The 11335-nt window shown below is 67.1% G+C and carries 11 protein-coding genes; 7 read left to right on the top strand and 4 right to left on the bottom strand.

Translation table 11 applies throughout. From position 1 onward, the window contains the following. The first annotated feature begins 216 nt into the window (after positions 1-216). From VQ065_RS04840 to VQ065_RS04825, 4 genes are read left to right on the top strand one after another with little or no spacing between them, the layout of a single operon-like run. Positions 217-1143 carry an ABC transporter ATP-binding protein gene (locus tag VQ065_RS04840; RefSeq protein WP_003093264.1) on the top strand — a complete coding sequence of 309 codons (927 nt, stop codon included), beginning with the start codon at positions 217-219 and terminating at the stop codon, positions 1141-1143. Then, on the top strand, positions 1140-1874 hold the full coding sequence (locus VQ065_RS04835) for an ABC transporter permease (RefSeq protein ID WP_003093267.1): 735 nt from the start codon (positions 1140-1142) through the stop codon (positions 1872-1874). Before VQ065_RS04840 ends, VQ065_RS04835 begins: the two co-directional genes overlap by 4 nt. 9 nt (positions 1875-1883) lie before the next feature. Continuing rightward, positions 1884-3686 (top strand): GldG family protein, encoded by a 1803-nt coding sequence (locus VQ065_RS04830; RefSeq protein ID WP_003093269.1) that lies wholly within the window; start codon positions 1884-1886, stop codon positions 3684-3686. A gap of 1 nt (position 3687) precedes the next feature. Continuing rightward, on the top strand, positions 3688-4695 hold the full coding sequence (locus VQ065_RS04825; RefSeq protein ID WP_003093271.1) for a DUF4340 domain-containing protein: 1008 nt from the start codon (positions 3688-3690) through the stop codon (positions 4693-4695). A gap of 231 nt (positions 4696-4926) precedes the next feature. Here VQ065_RS04825 and VQ065_RS04820 read toward each other — a convergent pair whose 3' ends face one another. Next, complete coding sequence (locus tag VQ065_RS04820; RefSeq protein ID WP_003093274.1) at positions 4927-6096, bottom strand: mandelate racemase/muconate lactonizing enzyme family protein; 1170 nt, start codon at positions 6094-6096, stop codon at positions 4927-4929. 157 nt (positions 6097-6253) lie between these two features. On the opposite strand from VQ065_RS04820, the gene VQ065_RS04815 reads away from it, so the two are divergent. From VQ065_RS04815 to dxs, 3 genes are all read left to right on the top strand, one after another. Then, entirely contained in the window at positions 6254-6496 is a 243-nt protein-coding gene (locus VQ065_RS04815) for an exodeoxyribonuclease VII small subunit (protein ID WP_003093283.1), read from the top strand. Then, entirely contained in the window at positions 6493-7380 is an 888-nt protein-coding gene (locus VQ065_RS04810) for a polyprenyl synthetase family protein (protein WP_003093289.1), read from the top strand. The genes VQ065_RS04815 and VQ065_RS04810 overlap by 4 nt, the downstream gene beginning before the upstream one ends. Positions 7381-7488: 108 nt before the next feature. Continuing rightward, a complete protein-coding gene (dxs, locus tag VQ065_RS04805; protein WP_003102816.1) occupies positions 7489-9372 on the top strand; it encodes a 1-deoxy-D-xylulose-5-phosphate synthase in 1884 nt (627 codons plus the stop codon). Between the two features lie 123 nt (positions 9373-9495). Here dxs and VQ065_RS04800 read toward each other — a convergent pair whose 3' ends face one another. From VQ065_RS04800 to ribA, 3 genes are read right to left on the bottom strand one after another with little or no spacing between them, the layout of a single operon-like run. Then, positions 9496-10293, bottom strand: a complete 798-nt coding sequence (locus tag VQ065_RS04800) for a cobalamin-binding protein (RefSeq protein WP_003102817.1) — start codon at positions 10291-10293, stop codon at positions 9496-9498. Then, on the bottom strand, positions 10293-10712 hold the full coding sequence (locus tag VQ065_RS04795) for a hypothetical protein (protein ID WP_003093296.1): 420 nt from the start codon (positions 10710-10712) through the stop codon (positions 10293-10295). Before VQ065_RS04795 ends, VQ065_RS04800 begins: the two co-directional genes overlap by 1 nt. Continuing rightward, positions 10709-11326: a GTP cyclohydrolase II gene (gene ribA / locus VQ065_RS04790; protein WP_003093299.1), complete on the bottom strand. Its 618-nt coding sequence runs from the start codon at positions 11324-11326 to the stop codon at positions 10709-10711. Before ribA ends, VQ065_RS04795 begins: the two co-directional genes overlap by 4 nt. Between the last annotated feature and the right edge of the window lie 9 nt (positions 11327-11335).

Genomic DNA, 11335 nt, shown 5'->3' with positions numbered 1-11335 from the left:
CAGCGGAACCAAGGCGCTGCGCCAGCTCCAGGGCTGCCCTGGAAGTCGCGATAACTTCCATCTTTTAACGATAGTTCGTAGGAAGTTTCCCAACAATATAAGTAACTAATCTCAAAAAGAGCCCACTGGAAAAACCAGCCAATAACTCCCGGTAATCTACCGCGCTCATGCGATCCCCTACGCATAACAGCAAACGGCTCAACTTCCAGTGAAACCATGATCGACATAGACAGACTGAGCAAACGCTTTTCCGGCCGGACGGTGGTAAACGACTTGAGCTTCCGCATCGACCGGGGAGAGATCGTCGGTCTCCTCGGCCCAAACGGAGCGGGCAAGTCGACCACCCTGAAGATGCTTTCCGGCTTCCTCGCGCCGAGCGCCGGCAGCATACGCATCTTCGGCTTCGACATGCAGGACAAGGCGCGCCAGGCACAGAAGCTGATCGGCTACCTGCCGGAGAACGCTCCCAGCTACGGAGAAATGACGGTCGAGGGCTTTCTCGCCTTCGTCGCGTCCATCCGCGACTACAGCGGACGGGAAAAACGTCGGCGCATCGACAGCGCCATGGACTGCATGGAGCTGCGGGATGAGCGCAGGAGCATCATCGAAACCCTGTCCAAGGGCTTCAAGCGTCGCGTCGCGCTGGCCCAGGCGATCCTCCACGATCCCGAGCTGCTCCTGCTCGACGAGCCCACCGACGGCCTCGACCCGAACCAGAAGCACCAGGTCCGGCAACTGGTGAAGAACCTCTCGGAAAGCAAGATCGTGGTGATTTCCACGCACATCCTCGAGGAAGTCTCGTTCATGTGCAGCCGCGCCCTGGTGATCAACGGCGGCCGCCTGCTGGCCGACAACACCCCGGGCGAACTCAGGACCCGCAGCCGCTACCACCATGCCGTCAGCCTCAGCATCGAAGCACCGGTAGACCCGCTGGCCATCGCCATGCTCCCCGGCGTCGCCGGTATCGAAGGACGCCCCGACCGGGCCGGCACCCTGACCATCCTGGCCCGCCCCGGCGCGCAGATCCTTCCCGCGCTCAACCGCCTGATCCACGGCAATGGCTGGCGGGTATCCGGGTTGCGTACCGAACACGGCCAACTGGAAGAAGTGTTCCGCCAACTGACCCGAGAAACCCCCGCATGACCGCCATCGGCACCATTTTCAGACGCGAGCTGGGCAGCTACTTCGCCACGCCGCTCGCCTATGTGTTCACCCTGATCTTCCTCGTCCTCTCCGGCGTGGCCACCTTCTACCTGGGCGACTTCTTCGAGCGCGGCCAGGCCGACCTGGCGCCGTTCTTTTCCAGCCTGCCCTGGCTCTACCTCCTGCTGATCCCCGCGCTGGCCATGCGCCTGTGGGCCGAGGAGCGCAAGTCCGGCTCCATCGAGATGCTGATGACCCTGCCCGTCTCCCGCGCCACCCTGGTCACCGGCAAGTTCCTGGCGGCCTGGTTCTGCGCCGGGCTGGCGTTGCTGCTGACCTTCCCGATGCCGCTGACGGTGAACTACCTCGGCTCGCCCGACAACGGCGCGATCATCGCCGGCTACCTGGCCGGCTGGCTGCTGTCCGGCGGCTACCTGGCCATCGGATCCTGCATGTCGGCGCTGGCGAAGAACCAGATCATCGCCTTTGCCCTGACCGTTCTCGTCTGCCTGCTGTTCGTCGGCGCCGGCACTCCCCACGTACAACAGGCGCTCTCCGGCTGGCTTCCGCAATGGCTGCTGGACGGCATTGCCTCGCTGAGCGTGCTGGTCCGTTTCGAGGCGCTCGGCCGGGGCGTGCTCGACGTCCGCGACCTGGCCTACTTCTGCAGCCTGATCGTCGCCTGGCTGGTCGCCACCACCATCGTCATCGACCTGAAAAAGGCAGCGTAGGAAACATCCATGAAACGAACCCTGTACTCGGGCGTCGGCCTGCTGCTGGTCGGCCTGCTGTTCCTCGCTTTCAACCTGCTGTCCAGCCTGCTGCTGCGCGACCAGCAGTTCGACCTCACCCAGCAGAAGCTCTACACCTTCAGCGCCGGCACCCAGGAAGTCCTCGACAGCCTCGACGAACCGCTCAACCTCTACCTGTTCTTTTCGAAAAGCCGCGCCAGTGACCTACCCGCCCTGCGCAACTACGCCCGCCGCGTCGAGGAAGTGCTGGACCTCTATGCACGGCGGAGCCATGGCAATGTCCGATTGTTCGTGATCGACCCCCTGCCATTCTCCGACGACGAGGACCGTGCCGCGCGCTTCGGCCTGCAAGCGCTGCCCATCGGCACGAATGGCGAAGCCATCTACTTTGGCCTGGCGGCCACCGATGCAACCGACGGCCTCCAGGTGATCCCGTTCTTCTCGCCGGAAGAAGAGCCGCTTCTGGAATACGATCTCAGCCGCCTGGTCCAGGCGCTCGCGCAACGGGAGCGCACGGTAGTCGGCCTGATGAGTTCGCTGCCGATGACCGGGCAGGCGCCCACCGACGGGCAGTCGGGCAGCAGGCCCTGGGCGATGATGGACAAGCTCTACCAACAGTTCGACATCCGCACCCTGGGGCTCGCCTCGACGGAAATCCCCGCCGACATCTCGGTGTTGATGCTGGTGCACCCCAGGCAATTGTCCGAACAGACCCAATACGCCATCGACCAGTTCGTCCTGCGCGGCGGCAAGCTGCTGGCCTTCGTCGATCCTCTGAGTCTCGCCGATGCGGACGGCGGGAAAGGCTCCGACCTGGCCCCGTTGCTGCGTTCCTGGGGCGTCCAGTTGCGGCCGGATACCCTGCTGGCGGATGCCTCGTTCGCCATGATCAAACCCAACGCCGAACGTCGCCCGGAGCGCAATCCGACCTGGCTGCACCTCCCCGGCGACACGTTCCCCCACGACAACGTGCTGACCACCGGCCTGGAAAGCCTCAACCTCGCCAGCGTCGGCCTGCTCGAACCTCTCGGCGGAGCCTCGACGCGCTTCATTCCGTTGCTGCACAGCTCGGCGCACAGCATGCCGCTGTCGCTGGAGCGCTTCCGCCAATCCTCGACGGAGCAGCTCAACGCCACCCTGGTCCCGACCGGAGAACGCTACGTGCTGGCCGCCAAGGTCGAGGGGCCGGCGACGAGTGCCTTCCCCGCGGACCGCGGGAAGCAAGGCGAAGGCCTGACCGACAGCGCGAACATCCATGTGCTGTTGGTCGCCGATACGGACCTGCTGAGCAATCCGCTCTGGCTCCAGGAACAGCCCGGCCACAACGAGCCGCAGGTATGGGCGGACAACGACCTGTTCGTCGGCAATGCCCTCGACTATCTCTCCGGTTCGGACGCGCTGATCGACCTACGCTCGCGAGGCCATACGAAGCGCCCGTTCACCCGCGTGGAAGCGCTCCGACGCGAAGCCGGGATGCGCGCCCAGGAACAGCTCAACGCGCTGCAGCAGAGCCTCAACGATACCGACAAGAACCTGCGGGCCCTGCAGCAATCGATGGACGACGGCGGCCAGGAGGTGACTCCGGAAATGGAAGCGACGCTGCGCCGCTTCATCGATGACAAATTGCGCATCCGCCAGCAACTGCGTCAATTGCAGTTCCAACTGAATGCCGATGTCGAGCGCCTGGCGGAACAGGTGAAACTGGCCAATACGGTCCTGCTGCCGGCGCTCCTCACCCTGCTCCTCCTGCTGCATTGGAGCTGGCGCAGCATGCGCCGGAGGAGGGGCTGACATGCGCCTGGGTAGCATAGCGGGACTCGCTCTCGCCCTGGCGCTGTTCGCCGGAACCTTGGGCTGGCTCCACGAACGGCAGCAACCGCCCGCGCAACCGCCTGCGAGCCGCGCCTGGCTGCCAGGGCTGAAACCGCACCAGGTGACCGCGCTGTGCATCGCCACCCCCGGCCAACCGACGATCCGCGCCAGGCGCGATGGCAAGGACTGGACGCTCGCCAGCAAGGACGGCTATCCCGCCTCGGGGGAAACCATCCGGCAGCTGTTGCGCAGCCTGGCCGACGCGCGCCTGCTGGAGGAAAAGAGCGCCTCGCCGGAAAACCGCGAGCGCATGGGACTCTCCGACCAGGGCAAGGGCCAGGCCAGCCGGATCACCCTGGAGCGCGGCGACGCGCCGCCGCTGGTTCTGTTGCTGGGCAAGCGCACCTCGCAGGGCGGGCAGTTGGTCAGGCAGGCCGACGATGAGCGGGCCTGGCTGATCGACCGAACGGTCGGCCTGCCGGTCAACGACCTGGCCCTGCTCGACCCTCGGTTGACCGACCTGCCATTCGAACAGTTGCGCGAGCTGACCCTGTCCTATGGCAACGGTGTACGGCTGAACATTTCCCGAGCCAGCGAAAAGGACGATGGCATCCGCCTGCGACAGTTCCCATCCAGGCCACAGTTGATGGGCGAGGCGGAAGCCGAGCAGGCCGCACGCCTGTTCGCTGCGCTCAGGCTGCTGGAGGTCGCGCCGGCCAAGGCCTCGCGGCAAAAACCGCTGCTGACCTTCACGCTCAAGAGTTTCGCCGGCGGCACGCTGCAGGGCCAGCTTCTGGAACTGGAGCGCCAGTACTGGTTGCAACTGACCGACAGCAAGGGCTTCGCCGACGGGCAGGTCTCAGCCATCAAGGGTTGGCGCTACCGCGTGGAGGGTCTGAGTCCGGATACCGCTCCCGCGCCCCAGCTACCCAAGGCATCGCCGGTGAAGAAAAGCAAGCCGGCCAAGCCCTCGTCGCCCAAGTGCTGAGCGCTCTCGCCAGGCGCCGCTCGCAGCCGGCGAAATAGAGCCCCGCGGGATGCTGGGCAGGACCGGCCGAGTTTGCTAGAGTAGCGCCTCCTTCACGAGCCCTCGGCTCGTCGATGCAGAATTCCTAAGGCAGGCGCGGCTTATCAGAAGTAAGCCAACCCCACCCCAGAAAAGCCGGCCACAAGCCGGCTTTTTTAATGCCTCCGCACAACCCCAGCCAACCGCCGTTCGCTAGACCTCCAGAAGCTTGCGGAACAGCCCGGCAAGTGCCGCCTGGCGCTCGAAGCCGATACCAGGCGATTGTGGCAACCCCGCCAGTCCCGAGGAAAACGGCAGGGCACCGGCGAAATCGTCGAATGGCCGGAAAGCCGACGGCGTAGCCTCGGCCCAGCCCAGGCGCAGGGCCGCCACCAGGTGCAGGCTGAACAGGTAGCCGGCGTGCGGGCGGAAGGCCGCGCGCGGCCAACCCCGGGCGCACAGGTAGTCGAGTATCGCCAGGTAGCCCGGCAGGCCATAGCAATGCACGGGGTCGAAGACCAGCACGTCGCGCTCCCGCCGCAAGCCGCCGTAGAGGTCCAGCAGGCGAGCCTCGGCCAGGGAGAACAAGGCCTCGCCGGCACCGATGGGGCCCGGATAGATATCCGCTACTTCGGCCTGGGTAGGGAAATCGTGGGGGTCGCAGATGTCCTCGAACCACCACAACCCCAGCGGCGCCAGGGCTTTCGCTGCGTCGACCGCGCCCCCCGCGTCGTAGCGGTTCATCGCGTCGACCGCCAGCCGCGAAGCGTCGCCGAGAACCCGCAGCGCCCTGTCGATACGGCGCCGGTCCTGGTCCAGCCCGGCCGCGCCGATCTTGATCTTGGCGTGGGTGTAGCCGAGATCGACGAAGCGCCGCAGTTCCTCTTCCAGGCGTCCCAGGTCGTCGTGCGGATAGGGGTAGCCGCCGCCGGCGTAGACCGGTACGCGCTGCGGATAGTCTTCCGCCAGCCCCAGGCGTCGCGCCAGGAAGCGATGCAGCGGCAGGCCGGCGGCCTTGGCCGCGGCATCCCACAGGGCCATGTCCAGGGCGCCCACCGCGACGCAGCGTTCGCCGTGGCCGCCGGGCTTCTCGTCGCGCATCATCAGGTCCCAGGCACGCAACGGATCGATGCCACTGCCGTCGTCGCTCGCCAGGCTGTCCGCCGGAGCCCCCAGCAGGCGCGGGGCGAAACGCTCGCGGATCAGCCCGCCCTGGGCGTAGCGCCCTACCGAGGCGTGGCCGTAGCCGACCACACGCCGACCGTCACGCACGGCATCGGTGAGCACCGCCACCAGGCTGGTGCTCAAACCACCGGTGGCAGCCGCCACGCCGGCGTAACGGGAAAGGGGAATACTGCGTTCCCGGACCTCCTGGATGCGCATCGCCTGTCGGCTCCTCCTCGCTGGACCTCTCTCCACCTTAGCCAAGGCCGCCGCCATGGTCGTCCCGATCGGTCGTAGCGACCTTCCGCCGATTTGCCCGGCCCCCGCCCCTCTGCTAGTGTCGCGGGGTTTTGTACACCTCGCCGAGACTCCCCCGATGGCCCGCAAGAAAACCCTCGATTTCGAACAGTCCCTCACCGAGCTGCAAACCCTGGTGGAACGCCTGGAAAGCGGCGAGCTGTCGCTGGAAGAGTCGCTGGGCGCCTTCGAGCAGGGCATCCGCCTGACCCGCGAATGCCAGACGTCGCTGAGCCAGGCCGAACAGAAGGTACAGATCCTCCTCGAACGCGACGGCGAGCTCAGCGAAGCGCCGTTCGATGCGGAAGGCGACGAGGCATGATCGCGGCCTACCAGGCGCGCTGCCAGGCGCGCGTCGATGCCGCCCTGGACGCCCTGTTCGTCGCTCCCCGCGAAGAACTGCAACGCCTCTACGAGGCCATGCGCTACAGCGTGATGAACGGTGGCAAGCGGGTTCGCCCGCTGCTCGCCTACGCCGCCTGCGAGGCCCTCGGCGGTGCGCCGCAGCGCGCCGACGCCGCGGCCTGCGCGGTGGAGCTGATCCATGCCTACTCGCTGGTCCACGACGACCTGCCGGCAATGGACGACGACGACCTGCGCCGTGGCCAGCCGACCACCCACCGGGCCTTCGACGAGGCCACCGCGATCCTCGCCGCCGACGGCTTGCAGGCGCTGGCCTTCGAAGTGCTCGCCGACACCCGGCGCAATCCGCAGGAACATGCCGTCTGTCTGGAAATGCTCACCCGCCTGGCGCGCGCCGCAGGCTCCGCCGGCATGGTCGGCGGCCAGGCGATCGACCTCGGCTCGGTCGGCGTGGCCCTCGACCAGGCGGCCCTGGAAGTCATGCACCGGCACAAGACCGGCGCGCTGATCGAAGCCAGCGTGCGCCTCGGCGCCCTCGCCAGCGGTCGCGCCGAGCCCGCCGCGCTGGCCGCCCTGGAACGCTACGCCGAAGCGATCGGCCTGGCCTTCCAGGTGCAGGACGACATCCTCGACGTGGAAAGCGACACCGCCACCCTCGGCAAGACCCAGGGCAAGGACCAGGCGCACAACAAGCCGACCTATCCCGCCCTGCTCGGCCTGGAAGCCGCCAAAGGCTATGCCCTGGAGCTGCGCGACCTGGCCCTGGCCGCCCTCGACGGTTTTCCGCCGAGCGCCGACCCGCTGCGCCAACTGGCCCGCTACATCGTCGAGCGACGCAACTGACCGACGGGTCGTCGGAAGTCCCCGGCAAAGGTAGGGGCTCCCTTGCTTGGGCGCGGCCGGTGCATCAGGTAAACTGCTGGCCTCTCCGGATTGCATAACGACAGCCTGATGCCCAAGACGCTCCATGAGATTCCCCGCGAGCGCCCCGCCACGCCCCTGCTCGACCGCGCCTCTTCGCCGGCCGAACTGCGCCGGCTGGGCGAGGCGGACCTGGAAACCCTGGCCGACGAGCTGCGCCAGTACCTGCTGTATACCGTCGGGCAGACCGGCGGTCATTTCGGCGCCGGCCTCGGCGTGGTCGAGCTGACCATCGCCCTGCACTACGTCTTCGACACTCCGGACGATCGCCTGGTCTGGGACGTCGGCCACCAGGCCTATCCGCACAAGATCCTCACCGAACGCCGCGAGCTGATGGGCACCCTGCGCCAGAAGAACGGCCTGGCGGCCTTCCCGCGCCGCGCAGAGAGCGAGTACGACACCTTCGGCGTCGGCCACTCCAGCACCTCCATCAGCGCCGCCCTGGGCATGGCCATCGCCGCCCGCCTGCAAGGCAAGGAGCGCAAGTCGGTGGCCGTGATCGGCGACGGTGCGCTGACCGCCGGCATGGCCTTCGAGGCACTCAACCACGCCTCGGAAGTCGACGCCGACATGCTGGTGATCCTCAACGACAATGACATGTCGATCTCGCACAACGTCGGCGGGCTCTCCAACTACCTGGCGAAGATCCTCTCCAGCCGCACCTATAGCAGCATGCGCGAGGGCAGCAAGAAGGTACTCTCGCGCCTGCCCGGGGCCTGGGAGATCGCCCGGCGCACCGAGGAATACGCCAAGGGCATGCTGGTCCCCGGCACCCTGTTCGAGGAACTCGGCTGGAACTACATCGGCCCGATCGACGGCCACGACCTGCCGACCCTGGTGGCTACCCTGCGCAACATGCGCGACATGAAGGGCCCGCAGTTCCTCCATGTGGTGACCAAGAAAGGCAAGGGCTTCGCCCCGGCCGAACTGGATCCGATCGGCTACCACGCGATCACCAAACTGGAAGCTCCCGGCAGTGCGCCGAAGAAGACCGGCGGACCCAAGTATTCCAGCGTCTTCGGCCAGTGGCTGTGCGACATGGCCGCCCAGGACGCGCGCCTGCTCGGCATCACCCCGGCGATGAAGGAAGGTTCCGACCTGGTGGCCTTCAGCGAACGCTACCCGGAACGCTACTTCGACGTCGCCATCGCCGAACAGCATGCCGTGACCCTGGCCGCCGGCATGGCCTGCGAGGGCATGAAGCCGGTGGTGGCGATCTACTCGACCTTCCTCCAGCGCGCCTACGACCAGTTGATCCATGACGTCGCCGTGCAGCACCTCGACGTGCTGTTCGCCATCGACCGCGCCGGCCTGGTCGGCGAGGACGGCCCGACCCACGCCGGCAGCTTCGACATCTCCTACCTGCGCTGCATCCCCGGTATGCTGGTGATGACCCCCAGCGACGAGGACGAGCTGCGCAAGCTGCTCACCACCGGCTACCTGTTCGATGGCCCGGCCGCGGTGCGCTATCCGCGCGGCAGCGGCCCCAACCATCCGATCGATCCGGACCTGCAACCGGTGGAGATCGGCAAGGGCGTGGTCCGTCGGCGCGGCGGCAGGGTCGCACTGCTGGTCTTCGGCGTGCAGTTGGCGGAGGCGATGAAGGTCGCCGAAAGCCTCGACGCCACGGTCGTCGACATGCGTTTCGTCAAACCCCTCGACGAAGCCCTGGTACGCGAATTGGCGGGCAGCCACGAACTGCTGGTGACCATCGAGGAAAACGCCGTGATGGGCGGCGCCGGCTCGGCGGTCGGCGAGTTCCTCGCCAGCGAGGGCCTCGAAGTCCCGCTGCTGCAACTGGGCCTGCCCGACTACTACGTCGAACACGCCAAGCCCAGCGAGATGCTCGCCGAATGCGGCCTGGATGCCGCGGGCATCGAAAAGGCAGTACGCCAGCGTCTCGACCGGCAGTAGCGCCAAACCCAGCGACAACGGCGGATAACCGCGTTGCGGTTATTCGCCCTCCCCCCCAATTGCCCGTAGGGCGAATAACGCCACCGGCGTTATCCGCCGGTACAGCGCGATACCGGCAAGCATTCAGCGCGCCCCGGCGAGCGAGCGGCAGAGTTTCTCGGTCGCCGCCAGCATGGCGAAGCTCGGCCGCTCGAGGTTCTTGTCTTCGATCCGGTACAGCTGTCCGCGCCGCGTCGCCGCCAGCGCCGGCCATTGCCGCCAGAGTTCGAGCTGGGCGTGACTGCCGGCGACGATGACCGCCGGATCGCGCGCCAGAACCGCCTCGACGCTGACCTGCGGCGCCGGCTGCGGCAGGTCGCCGAACAGGTTCTCGGCGCCGCAGACGCGCAGCGCATCGCTGATCACCTGGCGTCCGCCAATGGTGTACAGCGGCCGGTCCCAGACCTGGTAGAACACCTTCAGCGGCTTGTCCCGCCGGTAGCGCTCGGCCAGGCGCCGCATGCCTTCGCGGAACCTGGCCGACAACCGCTGGCCGGCCTCGGCCTCGCCCAATGCCTCGCCCAGCGCAGCCAGTTGCAGGGCCAGTTCGTCGAGGCTGTGCGGTTCGGCGATGAAGAGGGCGATGCCGAAGTCCCGCAGACGCTGCAACTGCGCCTCGGGCACGCTGCCGGGCCAGACCAGGATCAGATCGGGCTGCAGTTCCAGCAGGCGTTCGAGATTGACCTGGCCGTAGCGGCCGACGGAAGGCAGGTCGCCAATCGCCGCCGGACGCTCGCCACCATCCAGCACGCCGACCAGGCGGCGCGCGGCGCCGAGTTCGAGGACGCTGTCGGTCAGCGAAGGCGCCAGGCTGACCACCCGCTGCGCCGCCCCGGCGGAAAGGCTGAGGAGCAGGCAGGCGAGCAGCCAGAACGAGCGCATCAACCGAGTTGACGCGGAATACGGTAGAGCCAGAACAGCACCAGGCTGGTGATCCCGAGCAGGATCAGCGCAACGCCGTTGAGCCCGGCGAACACACCCGGCACGCCGATCCAGGCCGGCAGGCTGGCGCCGAACAGGGCCTTGCGGCGCACCTGCGCCAGGCGGGTCCAGGCGGCGGCTTCCTCCGCCGTATCCAGCGCTTTCTGGGTGGCGATGAGACCACGCTTGTAGGCACCGAACAGCGGCAGGTTGACGAACATCGACAGCAGCGCGGCGATGAACAGCGGCATCGCCAGGCCATGGGGAAGGGGTTGCAGTTCGCCGAGGAAGAACTCGACCAGGATCAGCGGCAACAGCGCCAACGCCAGTTGCAACCACCAGGCGCGTCCCAGCGCGCCGCGGGCTTGCTGGCGACTCACGTGGTTTCCGCCTCGCCCTGGTGCAGGCTGCCGAGCATGTGCCCGAGCTTGCCGGCCTTGGTCGCCAGGTAGCGCCTGTTGTGCTTGTTCAGGCCCCTTTGCAGCGGCACGCGCTCCGCCACGGTGATGGCGTAGCTTTCCAGCGCCTTGACCTTGCGCGGATTGTTGGTCATCAGGCGCAGGGAGGAGACGCCCAGGTGCGCGAGCATCGGCTGGCACATGGCGTAGTCGCGCTGGTCGGCGCCAAAACCCAGTTGCAGGTTCGCCTCGACGGTGTCGGCACCGCCATCCTGCAATTCATAGGCACGGATCTTGTTCAGCAGGCCGATACCGCGACCTTCCTGGCGCAGGTAGAGGAGCACGCCGCGGCCCTCCTCGGCGATGGCGGCAAGCGCGCCTTCCAGCTGGAAACCGCAATCGCAGCGCAGGCTGAACAGCGCGTCGCCGGTCAGGCATTCGGAATGCAGGCGGCCAAGCACCGGCGCGCCATCGGCGATGTCGCCCATGCTCAGGGCTACATGTTCCTTGCCGCTCTCCTCGTCGAGGAAGCCATGCATGGTGAATTCGCCGAAGGGAGTCGGCAGTTTGGAGGCGGCGACGAACACGACGGACACCGGGGAACT

The sequence above is a fragment of the Pseudomonas sp. KBN10P06128 genome (assembly GCF_037574945.1).
Lineage (GTDB): Bacteria > Pseudomonadota > Gammaproteobacteria > Pseudomonadales > Pseudomonadaceae > Pseudomonas > Pseudomonas aeruginosa.
Note: the sequence above shows the minus strand (reverse complement) of the source record. Positions and strands in the feature narration are given on the sequence as shown.